This window comes from Roseovarius sp. W115 (assembly GCF_032842945.2).
In the GTDB taxonomy this organism is placed as follows: domain Bacteria; phylum Pseudomonadota; class Alphaproteobacteria; order Rhodobacterales; family Rhodobacteraceae; genus Roseovarius; species Roseovarius rhodophyticola.
Window position 1 is genome coordinate 2260783 of sequence record NZ_CP146606.1, and the last position, 23272, is coordinate 2284054.

Consider the following 23272-nt stretch of genomic DNA (forward strand, 5'->3'; position numbering starts at 1 on the left):
ATGAAGCGTTAATCAGCCCGATGCGCGTGACGGCGATCTATTGCGGCGCTCTGTCGCTTGTCTCTTGGCGCGCGTGCGCCCATAACAGTGCGGAGTAGAATTTCGAGGACACGACCCATGATCGGACGTCTAAATCACGTAGCTATCGCTGTGCCTGATCTGGAGGCAGCGGCAGAGCAATACCGCAGTGCGCTGGGTGCCAATGTGGGGGAGCCGCAGGATGAGCCGGATCATGGCGTCACGGTGATCTTCATCGAATTACCAAACACCAAGATCGAGCTTCTCTATCCCTTGGGTGAGGACAGCCCAATTAACGGATTTCTGGAAAAGAACCCCTCCGGTGGCATTCACCACGTGTGCTACGAGGTCGAGGACATTCTTGCGGCCCGGGATCATCTAAAGGAAACCGGTGCACGTGTGCTTGGCAGCGGTGAACCGAAGATCGGGGCGCATGGTAAGCCGGTTCTCTTCCTGCATCCAAAAGACTTCAATGGATGCCTTGTAGAGTTGGAGCAGGTCTGATGGGTGTGGCGTCTGGCATCGTTTTGTTTCTGGTGATCTGGTTCATGACTTTTCTGGTCGCGCTTCCAATTCGCATCCAGACTCAGGGTGAGGCAGGCACGACCGTGGAAGGCACGCATCATGGCTCTCCTGAAAAACACCATCTGCGTAAGAAGGTCTTCGTCACCACAGCTGTTGCCTTTGTGCTCTGGGCGATTGCGGCTTATATCATTCTCGGTGAAGTGATCACGGTGCGTGATATTGATGTTTTTGGAACAATGTCGGGCGCGCGGAACTAAAGCGCTTCGTCTCAGATGATGTCTCAACTCAAGGCGTAACGCTTTCAGGTTGCACTAAAGCAGTGGCAGGGCGGTTGTGTCCTTGATCTCTTCCATAACGAAACTTGCAGACACGTCGCCCATTGGAACGCGCGTCACCAAGGTCTGATACAGCCGGTCATAGTCGGCCATGTCTGCGACGCGCGCACGGATCAGGTAATCAAGATCGCCGGTCATGCGGTAGACGCCTTGAATCTGGTTCATATCTCGCGTCGCGCGGGCAAATTGCTCAAGCCAACTTGCGTCATGTGCAGCAGCCTTGATTTGGATGAAGACGCTCAGACCCAGGTCGAGCTTTTTCGCATCAAGAAGGGCCACACGTCCTCTGATAATCCCAGCCTCTTCCAGCGCTTTGATACGTCTCCAGCAGGCGTTGCGCGACAGGCCAACTATGTCGCCCAGTTCTTCGAGACCCAAGTCACTCTCATGTTGAAGAGCGTTCAGGATTTTAAGGTCTAATGCATCAATTTTTGACATATAGGACATTTACTAGGAAAATATCACAATATCTATCGACTTTGTATGATAATTGAGAATTCTTCATTCTTATTGTGCCGTAATCTGTCCCAACGTGGAGTAGGAGAAAGCACATGATCACCCGACTTTTTCTAAATCATCCTCACAGCGTGGATGAAAGCTATCTGGAACATGCTCGCTTTGCCGCCGGGTTCAGCCTTCGGCTGTTTGCTGCCGCATTCTGTGCGCTCATTCATGCGGTGTTGCCATTTGCCTTTGAAAAAACCGCCAGTCGCATGATCGCCGAGATGTACGCCAAGACGCATAGTCGCGGAACCTAAAACCACCCGCTTTCGCGTTACAACTGCGTGAGGGTTGTCGGTTTTTTGTTGAAATTGCGTGGCATTCCGTGGCCCATTTGCGCATCGAACCCTAGGTGAAAGAGGTGTTCCATGTGCCGCTGGGCCGCGTATCTGGGTGATCCCATCTTTATGGCTGATGTGATTTCGGCACCGCAGAACTCTTTGATTGTCCAATCACGCATGGCTTTGGAGAGCGTGACAGAAACCAATGCTGATGGGTTTGGTCTTGCCTGGTATGGGCACAAGGAAGAGCCGGGAATCTACCATGATGTGTTGCCTGCCTGGTCAGATGCCAACCTGATTTCCCTGGCTGAGCAGGTGCAGACAGGTCTCTTTCTGGCTCATGTGCGCGCCTCGACAGGGACGGCCACCAGTCGCGACAATTGTCACCCCTTTCATTGTGGTAAAATGAGCTTCATGCACAATGGTCAAGTCGGTGGCTTTGGTGCGTTTCGCAAAACGGCTGACATGATGATCAGTGATGAGTTCTATCACCATCGCAAAGGCTCAACGGATAGTGAGTCGCTCTTTCTTGTCTCGATGAGCCATGGGTTGCAGGACAACCCTAGAGAAGCGCTTGAACGCACGGTAGGCGAGTTTGAGCGCCTGTCGCGTGCGCACGGCGAAACCCCGCACATTCGCATGACAGCAGCGATTTCAGATGGCACCCGACTTTATGCGGTGCGCTATGCATCTGATGAACATGCGCCCTCGCTCTACTATCGCAAGAGCCAGCACTCAGATGGCTGGACCGTGGTGTCAGAACCTTTTGCATCCTGTGGCGATTGGCAGCAGATCGCCTCGGGTACATTCCTGACATTCGAAAAAGACACCGCAATTGCCGAACGGTTTGCGCCGAACGCCTGAAATGGCTCGCGGTCAGGCGTTCGGTTGGTGGGCGAAAGCGTTTGGCCGCTAAAGCTGTGATCCAGGTGTTTGGTCGAACGCTTTAGCCAATGATTGCGTTCAGCGTAGCGCTGGGACGCATGACCGAAGCCAGCTTGTCTGCATGATTGAGGTAGTAGCCCCCTGTATCCGCGGGTGTGCCTTGGCCTGCGTCCAGTTCCTCGATGATCTTCGCCTCATCTTTTGCCAACGCCTTGGCAAGCGGGGCAAATTCCGTCGCCAGATCTGTGTCATCGGTTTGCGCTGCCAGAGCTTCGGCCCAGTAACGGGCGAACCAGTAGTGGCTATCGCGGTTGTCAGGCAGACCAACCTTGCGACCGGGACTGCGGTTGTCATCCAGAATGCTTTGTGTGGCGGCTTCGACCGCGTCGCCCAGAACCCGTGCTTTTGCATTGCCTTTGGCATCTGCAAGGAATTTGAAGCTTTCGCCCAAGGCGCAAAACTCACCCAAGCTGTCCCAGCGCAGATGATTTTCGCCATGCAACTGCTGCACATGTTTCGGGGCAGAACCGCCCGCGCCGGTTTCAAACAACCCGCCGCCCTGCATAAGCTTCACAATCGACAGCATCTTGGCCGATGTGGCGAGTTCGAGGATCGGGAAGAGGTCAGTCAGATAGTCACGCAGAACGTTGCCGGTGATTGCGATGGTATTTTCGCCCTTCGTGATCGTTTCAAGCGAGGCGCGAGTGGCCTCGCGCGGGGCCATGATCTCGAACTTGTCAGCCACGCCTTTGGCCTCAAGAATAGGTGTCACGTATTTGATCAGTTCTGCGTCATGCGCGCGGCTGGCATCGAGCCAAAAAATTGCACGGAAACCAGTGGCTTTCTGGCGTTCGATGGCGAGATTTACCCAGTCTTCGATAGGGGCCTTGCGCGCCGAGGCAGAGCGCCAGATATCGCCGGCTTGCACATCATGTGAATGAAGCACCGTGCCATCGTCGAGGATCATCTTGACGGTCCCGGCCTCCGGGATTTCAAATGTGGTTGGGTGACTGCCGTATTCTTCGGCCTTCTGCGCCATCAGCCCCAGGTTCTGCACCGTCCCGGCGGTCGCCGGGTCCAGTTTTCCGTTGGCTTTGAAGAAGTTAATTGCTTCGTCATAGACCGGCGCATAGGAGTTGTCGGGGATCACACAGACCGCATCCGCCTCTTTCCCATCCGGTCCCCAACCCTTGCCACCGGCACGGATCAGAGCAGGCATGGAGGCGTCAATGATCACGTCAGAGGGCACGTGCAAATTGGTGATGCCCTTGTCGCTGTCGACCATGTACATCGGCGGGCGCTCGGCCATGCAAGCCTCAATCGCAGCTTTGATCTCGGCGTTGCCTTCAACCTTGTCCATTAGTGCGCCAAGACCTTGGTTCGGGTTAACGCCGAGCGCATCCATCTCGGTCCAGTATTTCTCAAATACAGGCGCAAGGAAGGTTTTGACCGCGTGGCCAAAGATGATCGGGTCAGAGACCTTCATCATCGTGGCTTTCATGTGCAGCGAATAGAGCACGCCTTCGGCTTTGGTTTTCTCGATTTCGTCGGTCAGGAACGCATCCAGGGCAGCGGCCGACATGAAGGTTGCGTCCACAACTGTGCCAGCGGGGTAGGACAGGCCGTCTTTCAGAACGGTTTCGCCATTTGCTGTTTCAAGAATGATCTTGGCGTCCGTCTCGTTCGGCAAGGTGGCCGATACCTCATTCGAGAAGAAGTCATTGCCTGACATGGCGGCTACGCGTGTTTTGCTGTCGGCGCTCCAGTCGCCCATGCGGTGTGGATTGTTCTGGGCAAACTTCTTGACGGCCGCGGCCGCGCGGCGGTCAGAGTTGCCTTCTCGTAGAACCGGGTTCACAGCGGAGCCTTTGATCGTGTCATAGCGGGCGCGGATTTCTTTCTCGGCGTCTGTGTCAGGCGTCTCAGGGTAATCGGGCACAGCAAAGCCTTTGCTCTGCAGTTCACGCACAGCTTCTACGAGTTGCGGAACGGAGGCCGAGATGTTCGGCAGCTTGATGACGTTGGCATCGGGTGTTTTGACCAGTTTCCCCAACTCGGCGAGGTCGTCCGCAATGCGTTGATCCTCTTTGAGGTGATCCGGGAAAGTCGCCAGAATGCGCCCGGCAAGCGAGATATCCTTGGTACCGACACTGACACCTGCGGCTTTGGCAAAGCGCTGGATAATGGGCAGTAGCGACGCGCTGGCAAGCTCGGGAGCTTCGTCAACCTTGGTGTAGATGATGTCGGGATTGGGAGTGTTGGCCATCTGAGATCCCTCTTGATCTGATTTGTTTCGAGCGATTGCGCGGTCCGGTGCCATACGCATGTGAAGCGGTGGCGCTGGGCGGGTCTAAAACGCATAAGACCCATCCAGCCCGGGAATCGTGATTTGTGCGCGTGATACCCTATTGGAAGCGTTCTGGCTAGACGGTATGCGATGGTATACTAAAATTGTTTTATGTCGAACTGCCTCTTTCCAGACCGCGCATGCGCTGTGTCAGGGCGCACGCGACGCATGCACAAATCAAAACGCCGACAAGTAAAGGAACCGGAGTACCGTTGAATGCAAGACCTATAGGTACAGAGAACACCACGGAACCCACCGTCGCAATCCCAGTCGTGATGCTGGCCGCCATTCCTGCGATATGGCCCAACGGTTCGAGCGCCAGTGCGTTGAGGTTGCCCAAGGTCAGGCCAATCATGAAGAAAACAGTGACCTGCCATGGGAAATAGATAAAGAACCCGGGCCCAGCGCTATTTTGGAGCAAAAAGAGCGCAAGGATTGGAACGGTCACGACAATCTGGCCAATAAGTGCCACGAGGATCAGTTTTCTCATGCCGAGCCGGAGAACCAGCGAGGCGTTTACGATGCTGCCAGTGGCGGCCACAAGTGCAATTAGGGCGAACCAATAGGGGAATTCCGATCCCCGGCCAAAGCTCTGGTCCATGATCTGCTGGATCGAGCTGATCGACGCGAAAAGCATTGTGAAGCAGAGCGTCTGCACGGCGATGGACAGGCGCACCATCGGGTGGGCGATAACTTCTTTCGCGGCGCTCAGAAGTGTGCGCAACTCGAATTTGTTGCGCTGCTCTGGTGGTAGGGGTTCTGTGAGACGTAAGCTGGTCCAGAGGGTTGTGATGGCGGCAAAAACCAGGAAGGAAACGAAAATCCCGCGCCATCCTGTAACGCTGAGAATGGCAGCTCCGGCCATAGGGGCAACGGCTGGCACGAGGGCAAAGACCAGCATCACAAAGCTCATAAGCCGGGCCATCTCACGCCCTTTATAAAGGTCTCGAATGATGGCCAGCGCCACGATCCGCGCCGCAGACGCGCCGAGGCCCTGAAGGATGCGCGCGGCGATGAGGGCCTCCATAGAAGGGGTCAGTGTGGCCAAGGCCGCGCCGATGACGTAGATCACTGCACCCCAGAACAGCACGGGCTTGCGCCCGAAGGCGTCCGATATCGCGCCCACGAAAAACGTGCCCAGACCTAGACCCAGAATGAAGCTGCCCACCACCAGTTGCGCGCGGTTTGGATCACTTGGCGATAGATCCGCACCGATCTGGGGCAGTGCGGGGAGCATGGCGTCGATGGAATAGGCAATCGTGGCCACGAGCATGGCCATAAGTGCCACGAATTCTGTGCGGCTTAGGGTTTGGTTGGTCGTGGCGGGAGACGATTGCATGACTGCGCGCTACCACAGGCAGCTGGTACGCAAAAGCACTATACCTCGCCATCTGCCTCTAGCTGAGCCGTGATTTCGTCAATCACCTTGATCCACATGCCGGTGGGCTGGCATCCGGGCACGGCGTGTTTGCCTGCAACAATGAAGCAGGGCACGCCCGTGACACCCATTTGCCGAAAAGCAGTGTCGCGTTGGGTGATGTCCTCGATATCGGCGTCGGAGGCGAGCAGCTTTTGCACTACGGCTGCGTCCATACCCGCGCTGTCGGCAATATCGCCGAGCACTTCGCGGTCGCCGATATCACGGCCTTCTTCGAAATAGGCGCGAAAAAGCGACATGGCGACGGGCATCTGGCGGTCCTCAACCCCGGCCCAGTGAATGAGCCTGTGGGCGTCCATGGTGTTGGGCGTGCGGGTGATCCCTTCGAAGTTGATGTGCAGCCCCTCGGCCTCAGCGCGTTCGACCACAGGGGCGTAGGCCTCCACCGCGCCTTTCTTGCCACCAAACTTGCCCTCCAGATAGGCGCGGCGATCCATGCCTTCCCTGGGCATGTCAGGATTCAGTTGAAATGGATGCCATTCAATGGTGAACGGATGTTTGGGCCGTTCGAGCAAGGCCTTATCCAAGGCAGTTTTTCCGATATAGCACCACGGGCAGATCGGGTCGGAGATGATATCAAGCTTGATCATGGAGGCTTTCGTAAATCGGTCGCAGGGCGCGACGCAGGAGTTTGCCGTTGGCGCCAGTGGGCAACGCCTCAACATGGAAAAAGCCGCGCGGTTGCTTGTAAGCGGCCAGGTTCTCTTGGACATAGGATGTCAGCGCGGCGTCGGCAACCGGGTTGGGGGCGGTGTAGAAGGCCATGATGAGGCGCGCGTCTTGCTTGACTTCGATATCGGTGACGGCGGCCTGTGTGATGTCAGGATGGGCGTTGAGCACGGCCTCTACCTCCATCGGAGACACGCGATAGCCCCCGGCGTTCATCATGTCATCGGACCGTCCGAGATAGGTAATGTTGCCACCTTCGTCCATAACGCCTTGATCTCCGGTCAGAAACCAATCGACCTGCATTCGCGCCTGGGTCTCTTCCTCGGTGTTCAGATAGCCCAGCATGAGACCCGGATCGGATCGGTGAATGGCAATGGTGCCTTCTTGACCGACCGGGACAGGGCCATCAGGACCCAAAAGCGCCAAGCGTCGGCCCGGTTGAGGCTGACCCAATGTTCCGGGTGCTGCGGGGTTTGACGGGCAGGCCGAGATAAAGGTGGAACACTCGGACATGCCATAGGCCTCATAAAGCGCGGTGTCTGTGGCACGCTCCCAACTTGTCCGGATTGTATCCGAAAGCTTTTCGCCTGCCGTAAGCCCATGACGCAGGCGTGGCACATGGATGCTTGTTTGATGTCCCAGAATTTTCCGGTAAACGCCTGGAGCTGCGGCAAAAATCGTCGCATCATGGCGTTTGAGCAAAAGCGGCAGTTGCTCTGGTGTGGTTCCGGTTTCCGGTATCAAGGCCGTGGCCCCGATGGTCCACGGATCCATCAGCCCGGTGCCAAGTGCATAAGTCCAATTGAATGCACCCGCATGCAAAAGTCGATCATCCTCGGTGAGGCCATACCAGCCGTCAAACATCATCTGCCGCGCCCAGATGGCGCGGTGGGCATGGACTACGGCACGCGGCGTGCCGGATGTTCCAGAGGTGAAGATGACATAAGCAGGCCGGTTCGGATCGCGCATCTCGAATGCAGCAGGGGGCAGATCGCGCATCTCGACTAACGCTTCGGTGCTGATCTGTGGAATATCCGTTGGGGGACAAGCAACGCTTTTGTCGCGTAGGATGCATTTGGGCGAAACGGTTTCTACGATCGCTGCGGTCTCGCGTTCAGTGAGCTGTGAAGAAGTCACCACCGGAACAAGTCCCACCGCAATTGCTCCAAGGTAAACAATTGGAAAATCTACGCTATTCCCTAGTCGCATCAATATGTGATCGCCCGGTTCCAAACCCGTTTTCAGCAGACCTGCGCCGGTGCCCAAGACTGCCGACTTCAGACGCGCATAACTCCAGCGTTCCGCGCCGGTCAGGCCGAGCACGGCGAGCGCGACTTTGTCGCAAAGATCGTCTGCGCGTCCCAAAACATGCGCCGCCAGGTTGAACGGCGCGGGGCAGGGCGGGAAAGGCTCAGATTGCGTTTGCGACAACATTTCCAAGGCTTAGGCCGCGACCTCGTTGGTTGCAAGGCGACAAAGCTCTGGCCTATAGCTGAAGCATGACAGATCGTTCACCCGTCAACCTGATCAGCATTGCGCGTGACAGCGGCACCGAAGAAGGCGCTGAACCGCTAAATCTTGGAATGCGTGTTCGCGGTCTTCGCAAATCAAAGGGCTGGACGCTTGAGCAAGCTGCGCGGCAGGCTGGGTTGGCGCGATCAACGCTGAGCAAGATCGAAAACGGGCAAATGTCGCCTACTTATGAGGCACTTAAGAAGCTGGCGACCGGACTTGAGATTTCAGTTCCACAGCTCTTTACGCCGCCCAGCCCTGGCCAGATCAGCGGTCGTATGGCGGTGACAAAGACCGGGCAGGGCAAGACCCATGCCACGGTCACCTACGAACATGAATTGCTGGGCGAGGCGCTCTCGAAAAAGCAGATGCTCCCTTATCGCGCTCGGATCAGAGCGCGGTCGGTGGAGGAATTTGATGGCTGGGTACGCCATGATGGTGAGGAGTTTCTCTATGTATTGACCGGGGTGATCCGGCTCTACACAGAGTTCTACGAACCCATCGAAATGCGCCGGGGCGACAGCGCTTATTATGATGCCACGATGGGGCATAACGTGGTGTCTGTCAGCGACGAAGATGCCACGATCCTGTGGGTGACGTCGCTCTCCTGATCTTCGCTCCAAACCAACGTCGGTATTGCGTCGGTGCGATTTGCAGCGTTGAGTGAGATATGATCAATTTTCTAATCCTGATTTCTGATGAGCATCGACGTGATGCGATGGGGTGCATGGGGCATCCGGTTGTCCAAACGCCAAACCTCGATGCGTTAGCGGCGCGCGGCACGCTATTCGATAACGCCTACACGCCGTCTCCGATGTGTGTGCCCACACGGGCCGCGATTGCCTGTGGCGACCATGTGCACCGGACGCGGTTTTGGGACAGTGCCACGCCCTATGACGGAAGCCGGACGAGTTGGATGCATCGGTTGAGGGAGGCAGGTGTTCATGTGGCCTCAATCGGCAAACTGCATTTTCGCTCCGGGACCGATGACAATGGGTTCAGCGAAGAAATCCTGCCGATGCATGTGGTGGGCGGCGTAGGGTGGGCCGTGGGGCTCTTGCGGGAGAACACGCCAGAATATGACGCGGCAAAGGAGCTGGCGGCGGATGTGGGCACGGGTGAGAGCAGCTATACGGCCTACGATCGGGACATCACAGATGCCGCTTGTGATTGGCTGCATGCGCCTGAGCGCCGCGAAACGCCATGGGCGTCGTTTGTGTCGCTAGTTAGTCCGCACTATCCGTTGACTGCGCCTGAGGATTGGGCACAGCTCTACGATCCCGAGGACATGGATTTGCCGGTGGGTTATGCGCCTGAGGAGCGCCCGTCGCATAGTGAGCTTGCTAACGTGCTGAGCTTCTTTGACTATGATCGCTATTTTGATGAAGCGCGTTTGAAAGAGGCGAAGGCCGCGTATTTTGCGCTTACCAGTTTCATGGATGATTGTGTTGGACGTATCCTGACGGCGCTGGAGGCTTCGGGGCAGGCGGAAGACACGGTTGTCCTTTACGTCTCAGACCATGGTGAAATGCTGGGCGATCATGGGTTTTGGACCAAACAGGTGATGTATGAGGCCTCAGCCGGAGTGCCGATGATCCTAGGCGGGCCGGGCGTGCCAAAGGGTAAACGCGTTGGCACAGGCACCAGTCTTCTGGATGTCTCTGCCACGGCCTTGGATGTTTTTGGCATGCCACAGGTATCGGACCTTCCCGGAAACTCCTTGTGCGACATAGCGCGGGCAGAGGATGATCTGGATCGAACTGTGTTGAGCGAGTATCACGACGGAGGATCGACCACTGGCACATTCATGGTGCGGTGGCGGGGGTGGAAATATGTTCACTACGTTGGACATGCACCGCAGTTGTTTGATCTGGAGGCGGATCCGCTGGAGCTTGAGGATCTGGTTGGGCGTTCGGGAGCGGATGCGCGGACTATCAATGCGCTTGCCGAGGGGGAACGCCGCTTACGTGCAATCTGCGATCCTGAGGCGGTGAATGTCCAATGCTTTGCTGACCAAAGGGCTCGGATTGACGCGCTGGGAGGCGAACAGGCATGTCGCGAGGCGTATGTGTTCAACCACACACCGACGCCGGATGAACAGTCGCGTGAGGGTTCGGCGCTTTAGAGGCTGTTCAAGCGGTGCGGTTTTTCAGCCCATGGAAGATGTGGGTGAATGTGGCCGCGCCCAGGATTGGGATCAGCAGGTTGATCAGCGGCACCGAGAGCGGAACGGCCATCAGGATGCCCGCCAACCAGATCGTGCCACGGTTTGCTTTGCGCATGTCACGGGCTTTGGCGCGCCCGACGCGGCGCATGGCGGCGAGTTGGAAATACTCGTGGCCCAGAAGATAGCCGTTCATGCCCCAGAATATGAAGAGCATCAGAGGCGGCACAAAGGCGTACAGAATGAGCGCCAGAATGTTCGCGCCGACGAGCACGCCTAGAAAGTTCACGGTGTCGCGTGTTGCATCCCACATGGACACTTTCATGGCCGGGGGAAGATCGCGATAGTGCTTGTCCTCAACGGCTTGGGCGACCTCATCCAGAAACATCGATGTGATGGCCGATGCGACCGGCACCATGAGGAAGATGGACAGCACAAACATGGCCAGTAAGCCCGTCCATCCCAGCAGGTCATCAAGCCATTGCACTTCGCCGATGAGCCAGACCTCGGTTGTGTCCCTCGCCAGCCATTGGATCAGCATCAGAAATGCAGCAGTGGCGGCAATGAGAAGAACCAGAGTCAGGCCGATGCCGAGCATCAGAACCTTGCGGAACCGTGGGTCGCTGATTTGCGACAGTGCTTTGAAAAAGCTTGCGAAAATCATTCAGACATCCAGGTCGTGATGGCGTCGATGTCGGGGCGAGGGCGTTCGGGCGGTGTGCTGCGTTCTGTGCCGATATGGATGAACCCGGCGACGCGTTCGTGTGCTGCGAGCCCAAGGCCCTCTTCGACGAAGCCGCGATCATGCGCAGGCCAGCCACTAAGCCAATTCGCCCCCAGCCAGAGGCCAGGGCTGCGTTCAACAAAGCCAGACAGGCCGCACCTGCCGAATAGGTCTGTTCCAGGGGTGGAATATTTTCCGACGGTTTTTGTGCTTCGATAACTGCGACTGCCAGACGGCCATCGGCGAATTGCATGCGGGCCTTTGCGATGTCTTCTGGGCTGCGATTGAGTTTTGCGCCCCGCGCGTCGACAAGGTTTGCCAAACGGGACAAAGCCGCGCGCTCCAAAACAATAAAACGCCATGGTTCTAGTTTGCCATGATCTGGGCTGCGCCCCGCTGCCGTTAGTAGTGGATGCAGGTCCGCGGGTTTCGGGATCGGTAAGTCGAGAGTTTTCGCGGGTCGGGAGCGGCGCGTAAGCAAAAACTCCATCGCAGCGGGGTTTGGATTGGGCATATTGGGCCTTTTGCAGTGATCTTTTGGGAAGATGTCGGGTTGGTGGGCACTTAGGTCAAGACGTAACACGCCGGAAGCCTCTGTACTTAGCTGGGTTGTGCAGACAGCTTGTAGACCCCTTCCGGCAGGTTCAGCGCGGCCTGCAGATCGCGCAACTGCGCCATGCTTAGCGTGACTTTTTGCACGTTATCTGTGCGCTGGTCGAATTGTTCGATTGTCACGCATTCCTCGAATGCGTTTATGACCACATCTTCAAGAAGAGGGGGCTGTCCTTCGTCCACCAAGGTGACAACGGTGGCATCAAATTCGTGCTCGATTGAAAACATTCTCGGACCCCTGGTGTTTGTTGCGACTAAAGCGTCCGGCATTTAGCATGAATCATCAAGTAAAGGCAGGGCGCGTGCAACATTCAAATGTCGCACTGCGGTCGACCAAAAGCTGTGAGACAGGTTTTTGATCGAACGCTTTATGCAGCAATGCTTGGCTCTCGTCACGAAAGCAATCGGCAAGGGGCGACTGAAATCCCTGGTTTGTTTGAACAGGGCTGGCGGGACTTGGATTCCCTGCTAGAATACAGTCCGAGTTTAGTGATGGGATGAGCATTATGCGTTGGATTGGCTTGATTTTTGCGTCGCTTCTGGCCGGGTGCGTTACAACGACGGAAGGGTCTGCGCCGCAGCAACCTGCACCGCAACAACGTGCAGCAGGCACAGCGTCCAGCACACCGACGGATGCGCAGGTGGCACGCTTTCGGCAAGTAATTGCGCGCGTCGAGCCTGTGGCGGAGCGATTCTGCCGCAACCAAAGGAAAAATGCGAATTGCGACTTTAACATCGTGATTGACAGACGCCCCAATCAGCCTGCCAACGCGTATCAGACACTCGACAAAAATGGACGTCCCGTCCTTGCATTCAATCTTGCGATTCTGGCGGATATGCGCAACTCCGATGAAATCGCCTTTGTTCTGAGCCACGAAGCGGCGCACCACATTGCCGGCCACATCCCGCGTCAGCAGCAAAACGCGACGGCCGGTGCCATCATTCTCGGCGGGTTGGCCACGCTTGCCGGTGCGGGATCAGGCGCAGTGGATGCCGCCGCGAATGTTGGCGCAACAGTCGGCGCGCGGACGTATTCCAAGGATTTTGAACTGGAGGCAGATGCGCTGGGTACGGTGATCGCGCGGCGTTCTGGGTACAATCCTGTCCGAGGTGCGGAGTTCTTTAATCGGATTCCGGATCCCGGTGATCGTTTCCTGGGGTCGCATCCGCCAAATGCGGAACGGATTCAAACCGTGCGTCGGGTAAACGCCGGGCTCTGATGTATCAAATCAAGAATGTTGTGAATGACCGGGGCTCGAAATATGCGGTTTCGGGAGGCTCTGCTGTGAGCCGCGAGGCTGTGGATGTCTTTCTTAAGGATTTGAAAAAAGACAAGAAATTTGCGCGCGCGACGCATAACACATGGGCTGTTTTGCAAAGGGATGGCACGCCTCTTAAATCAGATGATGGTGAGGCAGGCGCTGGAATGGTGATTATGCGCATGCTGGAGCGCGCGCAGCTTTTCGATCATGTTATTGTTGTAACCCGTTGGTATGGAGGCAAACATTTGGGTGGAGATCGGTTTCGACACGTCCAGGATTGCGTTCAGGCGTATTTTGACGCGCGGGGTTATTGACACAGATCAATGTTTTGAAAACCGGGCTGGGTCATCATGATCTTGGTGCAACAGGTTTTCGAAAGGTCAAACATGGCCGATACAATAACAATCAAACACCACGCAGATCTTGTCGACCGAATGGCCGAGACGCTGGGTGTCGATCTCGAAGAAAAGGTTTTGGAGGGTCTGCTTGATCCCTCGACGTTGTCAGAGGCGGTACTTGGCTGTACAGGCTGCGCCGATCCTGAAGGGTGTGAGCTTTGGCTGCAAGCGCATCAAGGTGTCGGAGCTTCATCGACGCCTGTCATGTGCCGGAATGCCTCCATGTTCGACACTCTGATCAAGGGGAAACGGGCATGAAGCACCTCGCGCTTGGCTCTGTGCAAGATCATACCATGCTGTTGCAGAACATGGGGAAAGTGATCGAAGTGGATTTCGCAGCCGTCTTCGATTCTGAGAGCCTGGAGCAAGAAGACTGGTCCGGAATGGTAACATCCTGCCGCGGATGCGAGTGGGTGGGTGGATGCCGCAAGTGGCTGCGAGCCGCGAAACGTGGGGATGAATGCCCGATGCAGTGCCGCAATCGCGCGGCATTGGCTGGGCTGTCCGCAAAACAAGGTGCATTGGCATGACGGTACATAACAGATCCCTTGGCGACGCGGACCGACATTTCTGGATCAATCGCTCTCTGGCTCGCAGTTTGGACGTCAATCTTTCCGAATCGATGCTGGAAAAAGATCTCACAGCAAAAGAGTATGCGACGCTCGTCACGCGGTGTCGGGCGTGCAAGCACGTGGAGGAATGTGTAGCCTGGCTTGCGAATTGCAGCGCTGGAAGCGACTGCGCCCCTGATTTTTGTCCGAATGCCGAGACGTTCAACCGTCTGTCGCGCGCGAAAGTGATGCGCAAAAAATTCGTGGCTAAAGCGCGGCGCGAGACACATACGGGTCAGGTTTTCGATCAAGAAATTTAAAAGTCACGAGGCTATGAGACGTCTAGACTGGCCCTGCCATAGCCCCCGAAATCCCCACAAAGCAACAGGTTGTCGCGATCAGCACGAAGGCGTGCCATATCGCGTTGGCATAACGCAAGTTTTCCCAGCAATAGAATACGACAGCCGAGGTATAGATGATGCCCCCGGCTATGATCAGGTTCAGACTCAGCTCTGGCAAAGCGCGGCTGAGCGGGATGATCAGGGCCAGTCCAAGCCAACCTAACGCCACCTGTGGCACCCACTCAGTGGTCATTTCGCCGGGTGCTGCGCGTAATTTGTTAGCGGCCCCCTTTAATGCCAGAAGCCAGATAAGCGCCAGGATGCTGTACGCAAAGACGTCACCCAACAAGACACCCAGAGGTGTTAAGGTTCCTGCGATCTTTATATAGATGGCGGCATGGTCCAGTCGTCGCAAAACCGGCCGGGCGGGCGTGTGCGCGGCCATGTGGTAGGCGGCAGACGCACTCAGCATGAGAACCAAGGCTATGCAGTAGACGGTCATGGCAATCGTCATGCCGTAGCTCATATGGTTCAGACCGTAGAAAAACACCAATGCTACCCCGGCGAGAGCAGCGGTGACACCGATCACATGTACGATGCCGTCGGCAATGCGTTCAGCGCGCGTATAGTCCGGATATGACACCTGACGGGCCTCCTGCGTTTGGATAAGCCGGTTTTCCCGGCTCCAGCATGGCAAAGACATGTCGCAACTTCGTTGAGCCTTTCTTCCTTTTTGACTCGAGTTTAACACATTGTTTTAAGGATTTAGCAACGCACAGGCCGGAGGGACGGGGCCTGTGCGTTGCAAATTTGCTATCAGCGGGCGTTCTGAAGGCGCTCCAGATAGGCAATTGTTGCGGCTGTCACGATGGCGTAAAGAACGTGGCCTGCGAGCGCCACCCAGGTGATCCCGGTGAAGTTCAGGAACGGCGCGTTGCCTGCGAATGTAGCGATGCCACCGATGGCAAACACCCAAAGTCCGATGCCATACGCGACCGAGGCAGGCAGCCAGTGCAAGCTGGGCATCACGCGCGCCAACACTGGGCGCGCCACGAAGAGCCAGCCGATTGGATAGGCCAGCAGGCCAACAAAGAAGAGGTGCATCAGGTGACCGTAGGCTGCGCTGTTGGGAAGGTCGAGCGCGCCGAGAAATCCGCGTGCCAGGCCTACGGGTGCCAAAGAGGCAAAACCAAGGAGCGGTGAAATGGCGCGGCCAAAGAGGTCGAAGGCCAGTGTGCCAGCGGCCCCGCCGAGCAGGATTAGCATGAGAGTGTTGACGGAGATGGAGGGCAGGGCCCATCCGCGGGATGTAGGTGTTGCGATATCGGTCATTGTCCGTTTCCTTTGTATACCGCCGTGTGCGGATTGTTGTGTCTGGCCATGACCTCGGAGTTCCGGGCATCAGTTTCAACCGTTGGAAACATGACTGCACGCAGCGGTGTGAATCATTACAAAACCGAAACATGCAATGACGGTTTGGTGTTGTTCTGAAATGTATTGAAAAGACGTGGGTGATGACACGTCAGCGGATCAACCGGCCCCAAAGATCGTAATCGCCAGCCTCGTCCACCTCGACGGTGGCAATGTCTCCGACCGACAGGCTCTCGGTATTTTCATCTATGAAGAGACAGCCGTCGATTTCTGGGGCGTCGGCCTTTGTGCGGCAGGTGGCGATGCCATCCTCGTCAATATCGTCCACGATGACGTCTTGCCGTGATCCAACCTTTGCAGCAAGTTTATCCACAGAAATGGCTTGAGCTGTTTCCATAAACCGGTTCCATCGGTCTTGCATGACCTCTTCGGGCACATGATCTGGCAAGGCGTTGGCGCGCGCGCCTTCAACGTTTTCATATTGAAAACACCCGACACGATCAAGCTGTGCTTCTTGCAGCCAATCGAGAAGAGTCTGGAATTCTTCCTCGGTTTCACCGGGGTATCCCACGATAAAGGTCGAGCGGATGGCGATCTCAGGACAAATCGCGCGCCAGGCTGCGATTTCGTCGAGCGTTTTGGCCCCAGCGGCCGGACGCGCCATGCGTTTCAATGTGTCAGGATGGGCGTGTTGAAACGGAATGTCGAGATAGGGCAGGAGGCCATTGTCAGGGTCGGCCATGAGCGGGATCAACTCACGCACATGCGGGTAGGGATAGACATAGTGCAGGCGGATCCATGCACCGAGCTTGCCGAGTTCTCTGGACAGATCGACGATGTGACTGCGCAGTTCGACATCGTTCCAGCTGTTCACGTCATACTTTCGGTCCAACCCGTAAGCACTTGTATCTTGGGAGATTACCAAAAGTTCGCGTACGCCGTTTTCGACCAACGCCGTGGCTTCGCGCAGGACGGCGTGGCCGGGCCGAGAGGCCAGCTTGCCGCGCATGTCGGGGATGATGCAGAACTTGCACTTGTGGTTACAGCCCTCGGAAATCTTAAGGTACGAATAGTGCCGCGGTGTCAGTTTGACACCGGTTTCGGGCAGCAGGTCCACAAACGGGTTGGGTTTTGGTGGAACGGCCTGATGCACGGCATCCAGAACCTGTTCGTACTGGTGCGGACCGGTCACAGCCAGAACGCTGGGATGCGCGCCGGTGATGTAGTCTTCTTCGGCGCCCAAACAGCCTGTTACGATCACACGCCCGTTTTCGCGCAGTGCCTCACCGATGGCATCCAGGCTTTCGGCCTTGGCGGAATCGAGAAACCCGCAGGTGTTCACGATCACGGCGTCCGCACCGGTATAGTCGGGTGAAATGCCATAACCTTCAGCGCGGAGCCGAGTCAGGATGCGTTCGCTGTCCACCAACGCTTTTGGACACCCCAGCGAGACCATGCCGATCACAGGCTGATCGCTGCGCTGCTCAGGCTTGACGCGCGGCTGCGCCAGATCCGGTCTTAGGTTGGGCGGGTTCGGTGACATAATCCGCGATATAGCGGCACGCCAATGTGATCAAAAGCCGAAAAACTGTTGTTGCGGGATTGTGTGGTTCTTAAGTTAAGATCAATCAAGGAGAGCAGTATGCGTTGGATTGTCCGCCTTTTGGGCCTGTTGATTGTCGTGGCCTTGCTTGCAGTGGTGTCGGTTTTTCTGCTTCCGGGTGACCGGATTGCCAAGATCGCTGCGGATCAGATCAGCAACATGACCGGGCGGCAGGTCACAATGACCGGTGACACGACCGTCAGTTTCTATCCAGTTTTGGGGATTAGCACAGGTGCTGTGACCGTGGCCAACGCGGATTGGGCTGGGGATACGCCCATGTTTCAGGCCGAGAGCTTGAAGATCGGTGTGGAGCCGCAGGCGCTCTTTGGCGGAGATATTCGCATTACCGGGCTCGAGGCGATTGGCCCACAGATCAACTTGCGACGCGACAAAAACGGCCGGGTGAACTGGGAATTGGGTGTCGAGGGTGTGGCGCCATCGGGGCAATCGGATGATGGTGCGCCTGCGCGGTCATCACGGCTTGCTCTCACCCTGGACAGGGCCTTGATTCAAAATGCGTCTTTCAGCTTTGTTGATGAATTGAACGGCACCACGACACAGCAATCCGGTGTGGATTTTGACCTGCGCTGGCCGGACTATGAGGGTGCCGCGGAGTTTGAACTTGGACTTCAGCCAGCGGGCGAACGCGTCAGCGTCAAGGGTAAGCTGGAACGTGTGGGGCACTTTATCTCGGGCGGTGTATCGGATGTCGTCGCGACTGTAAGCACATCGGCGGGAACGGCGAATTTTACAGGGAAAGCAGGGTCCACGCCCGAGTTTGCCGGAACCTTTTCGGCCGATGCGAAAGACACCTCGGCCTTGATGGTGGCTTTGGGCCTTGGCCCGATGGAGATTCCGCGCGGGCTTGGACGTGCGGCCAAGCTTGATACGTCTGTCACGTTTACGAATGAGCGACGCTTGTCATTGCGAGACACGCGGTTGCAATTGGACGGAAACGCGTTCACCGGGGCGGCGGATGTCGATATGTCTGGCGCAAAACCGCGGCTGAATGTTCAACTGAACGCTGGTGCGCTGGATTTGACCGGATTGAGCAGCGCGAACAATGAAAGCTCTGGAAACGGCTCATCAGCAAGCTCCGATGCCTCCAGCGGATGGTCCAAATCACCCATCAACGCCTCAGGTCTGGGAGCTGTGGATGGTGAATTTGCCCTTGTGGCGGACAGCATTGATCTAGGCGACTTCAAGCTCGGAAAGACGCGGACGCTGGCGTCGCTCGATCGGTCACGCCTAGTGTTTCAACTGCGCGAGGTGCAGGCCTATGCTGGGCTGATCACCGGCGAATTCGTCATGAACAATCGTTCGGGTCTGTCGGTGGGCGGTACGATGACAGCCAATGGTATCGATCTTGAGCGTTTCCTCAAGGATGCGATGGACGTTTCAAGACTGTCAGGCAATGCCAATGGTAATGTGTCGTTTCTCGCCTCTGGAGCATCTGTGCATGCAATCATGAATTCGCTTTCCGGTGATGGTGCGGTGAGCATGGCGCGCGGGGTGATTTCGGGCTTTGATTTGGACCGGATCATGCGTGGCGGGCAGCCCGGTGGCGGAACCACCGTGTTTGATACCATGTCGGCAACTTTCCGAATGGAAAACGGGAACATGTTTAACAATGATCTGAGCATGCGCTTGCCACAAGCGTCGGCGAGCGGTGAAGGGCGTGTTGGATTGGGTGCGCGCGATATTGACTACACTTTCACTCCGATCTTACTCGACAGCGGAGATGGCCGTGGGCTTGCCATTCCAGTGCGACTGCGTGGGCCCTGGTCAAATGTCCGTATCCAGCCTGATCTGGAGAAGGCCATCGATCTGAACCTTGCCGCAGAGAAGAAAGAGCTGGAAGAGAAAGCCAAGCAAGAGGTGGAACGCACGCTTGAGAAGGAGTTGGGGCTTGATCGGGAAGATGGCCAGTCGCTTGAAGATGCTGCGGAAGATGCGCTCAAGAAAGAGCTGGGTCGCGGGTTGCGCAACCTCTTTGATTGACCTTGAAGGTCGTGCGATTTAGGCCCGTTGCATGACCTTGAACCCTGTGACACCTGAGTTTGAATCTGAGCTGCGTGCGCAGTTGCCAGGCCCATGTTTTGGTGAAGTCACGCCGGGCTATCTGGAAGAGCCGCGAGGCCGATGGCAGGGACAGGCGGGGCTTTTGCTGCGACCCGGGACCACAGACGAGGTGGCGACGGTTGTGCGTAAGGCACATGAGGCACGTGTGCCGTTGGTACCCTATGGAGGCGGCACGGGGCTTGTCGGTGGACAGATTGCGATGGAAGGTCCGGCCCCGGTTTTGCTCAGCCTGGAACGGATGCGCGCGGTGCGTGGGATCTGGCCAGAGGAAAACGTCATGGTTGTCGAGGCGGGCGCGATCCTGTCGGATATTCATGATGCCGCGTCAGGGGTGGATCGGCTTTTCCCGCTCACTATCGCGGCCAAAGGCAGTGCACAAATCGGGGGCAATCTTGCGACAAACGCCGGTGGCGTGAATGTTCTAAGGTATGGCAATGCGCGCGACCTGTGCCTTGGGGTTGAGGCGGTATTGCCCAATGGTGATATTTTTCATGGGCTTAAACGGCTGCGCAAGGACAATAGCGGCTATGATCTGCGCAACCTCTTGATCGGTTCTGAAGGCAGTCTTGGGGTGATCACGGCGGCGGCGTTGAAGCTATACCCGAGGCCGGCGTTGGAGGGTACAGCACTGATGGTGGTGCCCGGACCGGAGGCGGCGCTATCTCTCTTGGCACTGGGGCGTGATCATCTGGGTGAGGGTATTTCAGCCTTTGAATTGATGCATCGCACCGGGCTGGAGTTTCTGAATGAAACGATGCCGGATGTGCGTTTGCCGTTTGCTGATTTGCCCGACTGGTTTGTCCTTATCGACATTGGGCTGGCGCGTGGGCTTGACCCGGCGGGGGCGCTGGAGGCGCTGTTTGCAGAGGCGTTGGACAAAGGATTGGCCTCTGACGGGCTGATTGCGCAGTCAGACGCCCAGCGACAAGCATTTTGGGCAGTGCGAGAGAGCATTCCAGAGGCAAACCGGCGGATTGGGTCCGTCAGCAGTCATGATATCTCAGTGCCCCTGAGCGTGGTTCCAGATTTCATAGCACGTGGCAATGAGGCCATTGCGGCGCTGGAGCCCTACCGGGTGAATTGCTTTGGCCATTTGGGGGATGGAAACCTGCATTACAATGTTTTCCCTCCGATGGGCGAGATGCGGGGCGCCTATGTGGCACAACGTGATGTGGTCAAGCGCACGGTGCATGATCTGGTGCACCAGATGGGCGGATCGGTGTCAGCCGAGCACGGCGTTGGGCGGCTCAAGGTTGAGGACTTGGAGCGTTATGGCGATCCGGCCAAGCTATCGGCGATGCGGGCCATCAAAGCGGCGCTGGACCCGCGTGGGATCATGAATCCGGGCGTTATTCTACGGGGCTGACCGCCGTTTGGGTATTTTTGACAAGAAAGAAGCCGCTTATTCGTCAAGCGAGCCGTGGATCGCAAATTGTTCGAGGCCTGCTTCCTGAGCGTCGATGACGCGGTAGGTTTCGCGCACCCCTGCATCGGTGAGTTCACGGGCTACGGTCAGCAGGGTGTTGGCGTCGTGATCGTCGCAGAGGTCGACCATTTGCGCGATTTCGTTGGCGGCGACAGGGCGGGCCGCGTCAAGGTCTGGCGCACCGTATATGTCGACAAAATGCTGTGCCAGCGCATCTGTGAGGGTTGCGCGTTCTGCCTCTTCGACCTGGGTGACAGCGACGAATGTCACACGCCCGAAGGTCTCCAGGCCGAGCCAACCGTTGGAAAAGGCCTGACGCTGTTTGCCGGTCAGGTCCGCCTCGGCCCAGTTGGAAAACTCAAAACCGCCAGAGATGCACCATTCACCGGTGCGCGCCGGAGAGTGGTAGACGCGAGTGTCGCTTTCATCGAAATGGATGGCGCGGGCGAGTTTCATGATTGGGACTCCAGAACTGAGCTGAGCGGGACAAGGTCTGTGGTTTCGCCAGAGCGCAGGAGCATCCCGAAATTTTCATCTACGCCGAGGAACGTGCCGGTCTGGCCGTTGATCTCGACCTCTTCGCCCATGGCGTGCGCAAGGCCACGCCATTCGGCGTGCAAGGGGCGCGATCCTTCGTCTTCCCAGCGGTTGATCCAGACCAGTGTATGTCTGGCCCAGCTTTCCAGAAGCTGGGTGGGGTCCACATCTGCGCAGCCTTCCTCGTAGAGCGCGGTCTGGTCAGGGTCGTCACCGGGGACCGCGCTGAGAAGAACCAATGGGAGTTCGAACCCCACCACGAGCCAGCCGGGCATCTCTTTGGGGTCATCAGAGCCAGCCATGGCGCGCATACGACCACAGGACGCCCCGTTGACGCGCAAGCCGCCTGCCCATTCCAGATGCACCGCCACTTCGGGTGGCGCCAGTGCGCCGAGCGCATTTTGGAAGCCGACACCGCAGGTAGGCAGCATGGCCATTGCCTCTTCCAGCGGCACTTCGGGGGCCATGACCAAAGCGCCGGCCAGGCGGTTGACCCCGACGCTGTAGACAATGGTGCCCGCGTCACAGCCAAGCGCGGCCATTGCACAGGCCTTCTCAAAAGGGTCGATCCCGGCATCCACCGCGTGCCCTTGCATTAAGGGCGGGAATGCAGGTGCTTCACTCATGCCACGCCAATCTCAATCAGCTTGCGTGCGACATCGCGGAAGGCTTGCGACTGCGCGGCCTGAGGTTTGGAGACCACGATGGGTGCGCCGCCATCGGCGGCCGTACGGATGTCTATGTGCAGCGGCACTTCAGCCAGCAGAGGCACGCCCATCTTTTCCGCCTCGGCCTTAACGCCGCCATGGCCGAAAACGTGTTCTTCGTGGCCGCAGTTGGAGCAGATATGGGTTGACATGTTCTCGATCATTCCAAGTATGGGAACGTGTAATTGATTAAACATATCAATGCCTTTTCGTGCATCCAGAAGAGCGACATCCTGAGGCGTTGAGACGATGATGGCGCCATCCACATGCGCCTTTTGCGCGAGCGTCATTTGCACATCACCGGTGCCGGGGGGCAGATCTACGAGCAAGCAATCAAGCGCACCCCATTGCACCTGCATCAGCATTTGCTGCAGCGCGCCCATGAGCATGGGACCACGCCAAACGACAGCCTGATCTTCGTTGGTCATCAGGCCCAATGACATCATCGTCACACCGTGATTGCGCATGGGTAGAATGGTTTTGCCATCGGGGCTTGCCGGGCGGCCAGACACGCCCAGCATCCGCGGTTGGGACGGACCATAGACATCGGCATCCAGAAGGCCCACGCGGCGCCCTTCGGCGGCGAGCGCGCAAGCGATGTTGGCCGAAACAGTGGATTTGCCGACGCCACCTTTGCCCGAGGCAATGGCGACGATGTGATTGACACCCGGCACTTGCTGGGGACCCTGAGGTTCTGCTTTGCGCTGTGGTTTGAGATCGGGCGGTGGTGACTTGGCGGAGTGCGCTGTCAAGACAGCCGACACGACCGCGTTGGGATCAAGCGCCTTGATGGCGGCCTCTGCATCGGCCTGTGCGGGTTGATAGAGGTCTGCCTTGGCCGGGTCGATTTCCATCACGAAGCGCACAGCCGTGCCCTCGACGTTCAAACCGCGTGTCACACCCGCTGCAACGATGTCATCGCCACTCACCGGGTCTTTGATCGTCTTGAGCGCGTCCAGCACGCTCTCTCTCGTCAATGCCAC

General features: G+C 57.2%; 26 protein-coding genes and 1 pseudogene. 13 read left to right on the plus strand and 14 right to left on the minus strand.

The window, feature by feature from the left end; genetic code table 11:
* Nucleotides 1-117 precede the first annotated feature (117 nt).
* Nucleotides 118-522: a methylmalonyl-CoA epimerase gene (gene mce / locus RZS32_RS11430; protein WP_317057108.1), complete on the plus strand. Its 405-nt coding sequence runs from the start codon at nucleotides 118-120 to the stop codon at nucleotides 520-522.
* On the plus strand, nucleotides 522-800 hold the full coding sequence (locus RZS32_RS11435) for a DUF1467 family protein (protein ID WP_317057109.1): 279 nt from the start codon (nucleotides 522-524) through the stop codon (nucleotides 798-800). Before mce ends, RZS32_RS11435 begins: the two co-directional genes overlap by 1 nt.
* A gap of 54 nt (nucleotides 801-854) precedes the next feature.
* Here the strand turns inward: RZS32_RS11435 and RZS32_RS11440 are convergent, their stop codons facing one another.
* Nucleotides 855-1316, minus strand: a complete 462-nt coding sequence (locus tag RZS32_RS11440; RefSeq protein WP_317057110.1) for an Lrp/AsnC family transcriptional regulator — start codon at nucleotides 1314-1316, stop codon at nucleotides 855-857.
* A 113-nt stretch (nucleotides 1317-1429) separates the two neighbouring features.
* Here RZS32_RS11440 and RZS32_RS11445 point away from each other — a divergent pair, with 113 nt between their 5' ends.
* Nucleotides 1430-1636, plus strand: coding sequence for a DUF6356 family protein (locus RZS32_RS11445; protein WP_317057111.1), 207 nt, complete (start codon nucleotides 1430-1432; stop codon nucleotides 1634-1636).
* A gap of 111 nt (nucleotides 1637-1747) precedes the next feature.
* The gene (locus RZS32_RS11450; protein ID WP_317057112.1) at nucleotides 1748-2524 is read left to right on the plus strand and encodes a class II glutamine amidotransferase; all 777 of its coding nucleotides are present in this window, start codon (nucleotides 1748-1750) and stop codon (nucleotides 2522-2524) included.
* 82 nt (nucleotides 2525-2606) lie between these two features.
* On the opposite strand, the gene RZS32_RS11455 is transcribed toward RZS32_RS11450, so the two are convergent.
* The 4 genes from RZS32_RS11455 to RZS32_RS11470 all read right to left on the minus strand — a co-directional run bounded on the left by RZS32_RS11455 (nucleotide 2607) and on the right by RZS32_RS11470 (nucleotide 8433).
* Nucleotides 2607-4811, minus strand: coding sequence for an NADP-dependent isocitrate dehydrogenase (locus tag RZS32_RS11455; RefSeq protein ID WP_317057113.1), 2205 nt, complete (start codon nucleotides 4809-4811; stop codon nucleotides 2607-2609).
* 190 nt (nucleotides 4812-5001) lie between these two features.
* Nucleotides 5002-6231 (minus strand): multidrug effflux MFS transporter, encoded by a 1230-nt coding sequence (locus RZS32_RS11460; RefSeq protein WP_317057114.1) that lies wholly within the window; start codon nucleotides 6229-6231, stop codon nucleotides 5002-5004.
* Between the two features lie 38 nt (nucleotides 6232-6269).
* Nucleotides 6270-6920, minus strand: a complete 651-nt coding sequence (locus tag RZS32_RS11465; protein WP_317057115.1) for a DsbA family oxidoreductase — start codon at nucleotides 6918-6920, stop codon at nucleotides 6270-6272.
* Nucleotides 6907-8433: a class I adenylate-forming enzyme family protein gene (locus RZS32_RS11470; protein ID WP_317057116.1), complete on the minus strand. Its 1527-nt coding sequence runs from the start codon at nucleotides 8431-8433 to the stop codon at nucleotides 6907-6909. Before RZS32_RS11470 ends, RZS32_RS11465 begins: the two co-directional genes overlap by 14 nt.
* Nucleotides 8434-8498: 65 nt before the next feature.
* Between RZS32_RS11470 and RZS32_RS11475 the strand changes: the two genes are divergently transcribed.
* Nucleotides 8499-9122 carry a helix-turn-helix domain-containing protein gene (locus tag RZS32_RS11475; protein WP_317057117.1) on the plus strand — a complete coding sequence of 208 codons (624 nt, stop codon included), beginning with the start codon at nucleotides 8499-8501 and terminating at the stop codon, nucleotides 9120-9122.
* A 59-nt stretch (nucleotides 9123-9181) separates the two neighbouring features.
* Nucleotides 9182-10636 (plus strand): sulfatase-like hydrolase/transferase, encoded by a 1455-nt coding sequence (locus RZS32_RS11480; RefSeq protein WP_317057118.1) that lies wholly within the window; start codon nucleotides 9182-9184, stop codon nucleotides 10634-10636.
* 7 nt (nucleotides 10637-10643) lie between these two features.
* Here the strand turns inward: RZS32_RS11480 and RZS32_RS11485 are convergent, their stop codons facing one another.
* The 3 genes and pseudogenes from RZS32_RS11485 to RZS32_RS11495 form a co-directional block, all read right to left on the minus strand.
* A complete protein-coding gene (locus RZS32_RS11485; protein WP_317057119.1) occupies nucleotides 10644-11339 on the minus strand; it encodes an EI24 domain-containing protein in 696 nt (231 codons plus the stop codon).
* Nucleotides 11336-11913 (minus strand): annotated as a pseudogene (locus RZS32_RS11490) (nitroreductase family protein). The gene RZS32_RS11485 and the pseudogene RZS32_RS11490 overlap by 4 nt, the downstream one beginning before the upstream one ends.
* A gap of 86 nt (nucleotides 11914-11999) precedes the next feature.
* Nucleotides 12000-12239, minus strand: a complete 240-nt coding sequence (locus RZS32_RS11495; protein ID WP_317057121.1) for a hypothetical protein — start codon at nucleotides 12237-12239, stop codon at nucleotides 12000-12002.
* Between the two features lie 278 nt (nucleotides 12240-12517).
* Here RZS32_RS11495 and RZS32_RS11500 point away from each other — a divergent pair, with 278 nt between their 5' ends.
* The 5 genes from RZS32_RS11500 to RZS32_RS11520 all read left to right on the plus strand — a co-directional run bounded on the left by RZS32_RS11500 (nucleotide 12518) and on the right by RZS32_RS11520 (nucleotide 14542).
* Nucleotides 12518-13231 carry a M48 family metallopeptidase gene (locus RZS32_RS11500; protein WP_317057122.1) on the plus strand — a complete coding sequence of 238 codons (714 nt, stop codon included), beginning with the start codon at nucleotides 12518-12520 and terminating at the stop codon, nucleotides 13229-13231.
* Complete coding sequence (locus tag RZS32_RS11505; RefSeq protein ID WP_317057123.1) at nucleotides 13231-13587, plus strand: YigZ family protein; 357 nt, start codon at nucleotides 13231-13233, stop codon at nucleotides 13585-13587. The genes RZS32_RS11500 and RZS32_RS11505 overlap by 1 nt, the downstream gene beginning before the upstream one ends.
* 72 nt (nucleotides 13588-13659) lie before the next feature.
* Nucleotides 13660-13929, plus strand: coding sequence for a DUF6455 family protein (locus RZS32_RS11510; protein WP_317057124.1), 270 nt, complete (start codon nucleotides 13660-13662; stop codon nucleotides 13927-13929).
* Nucleotides 13926-14201, plus strand: a complete 276-nt coding sequence (locus RZS32_RS11515) for a DUF6455 family protein (protein WP_317057125.1) — start codon at nucleotides 13926-13928, stop codon at nucleotides 14199-14201. The genes RZS32_RS11510 and RZS32_RS11515 overlap by 4 nt, the downstream gene beginning before the upstream one ends.
* Nucleotides 14198-14542, plus strand: a complete 345-nt coding sequence (locus tag RZS32_RS11520; protein ID WP_317057126.1) for a DUF6455 family protein — start codon at nucleotides 14198-14200, stop codon at nucleotides 14540-14542. Before RZS32_RS11515 ends, RZS32_RS11520 begins: the two co-directional genes overlap by 4 nt.
* 22 nt (nucleotides 14543-14564) lie before the next feature.
* Here RZS32_RS11520 and trhA read toward each other — a convergent pair whose 3' ends face one another.
* From trhA to rimO, 3 genes are all read right to left on the minus strand, one after another.
* A complete protein-coding gene (trhA, locus tag RZS32_RS11525; RefSeq protein ID WP_339106631.1) occupies nucleotides 14565-15266 on the minus strand; it encodes a PAQR family membrane homeostasis protein TrhA in 702 nt (233 codons plus the stop codon).
* Nucleotides 15267-15379: 113 nt separating this feature from the next.
* Entirely contained in the window at nucleotides 15380-15895 is a 516-nt protein-coding gene (locus RZS32_RS11530) for a hypothetical protein (protein ID WP_317057128.1), read from the minus strand.
* A 190-nt stretch (nucleotides 15896-16085) separates the two neighbouring features.
* Nucleotides 16086-17477, minus strand: coding sequence for a 30S ribosomal protein S12 methylthiotransferase RimO (gene rimO, locus RZS32_RS11535; protein ID WP_317057129.1), 1392 nt, complete (start codon nucleotides 17475-17477; stop codon nucleotides 16086-16088).
* A 99-nt stretch (nucleotides 17478-17576) separates the two neighbouring features.
* Between rimO and RZS32_RS11540 the strand changes: the two genes are divergently transcribed.
* Nucleotides 17577-19538 (plus strand): AsmA family protein, encoded by a 1962-nt coding sequence (locus RZS32_RS11540; RefSeq protein ID WP_317057130.1) that lies wholly within the window; start codon nucleotides 17577-17579, stop codon nucleotides 19536-19538.
* A gap of 31 nt (nucleotides 19539-19569) precedes the next feature.
* The gene (locus RZS32_RS11545; RefSeq protein ID WP_317057131.1) at nucleotides 19570-20985 is read left to right on the plus strand and encodes an FAD-binding oxidoreductase; all 1416 of its coding nucleotides are present in this window, start codon (nucleotides 19570-19572) and stop codon (nucleotides 20983-20985) included.
* Between the two features lie 36 nt (nucleotides 20986-21021).
* On the opposite strand, the gene RZS32_RS11550 is transcribed toward RZS32_RS11545, so the two are convergent.
* Genes RZS32_RS11550 through RZS32_RS11560 form a run of 3 tightly spaced genes read right to left on the minus strand, consistent with a single transcriptional unit; the run spans nucleotide 21022 to nucleotide 23272 of the window.
* Nucleotides 21022-21501, minus strand: coding sequence for a DUF6505 family protein (locus RZS32_RS11550; protein ID WP_317057132.1), 480 nt, complete (start codon nucleotides 21499-21501; stop codon nucleotides 21022-21024).
* A complete protein-coding gene (locus RZS32_RS11555; protein ID WP_317057133.1) occupies nucleotides 21498-22208 on the minus strand; it encodes a biotin/lipoate--protein ligase family protein in 711 nt (236 codons plus the stop codon). The genes RZS32_RS11550 and RZS32_RS11555 overlap by 4 nt, the downstream gene beginning before the upstream one ends.
* Nucleotides 22205-23272, minus strand: coding sequence for an Mrp/NBP35 family ATP-binding protein (locus RZS32_RS11560; protein WP_317057134.1), 1068 nt, complete (start codon nucleotides 23270-23272; stop codon nucleotides 22205-22207). Before RZS32_RS11560 ends, RZS32_RS11555 begins: the two co-directional genes overlap by 4 nt.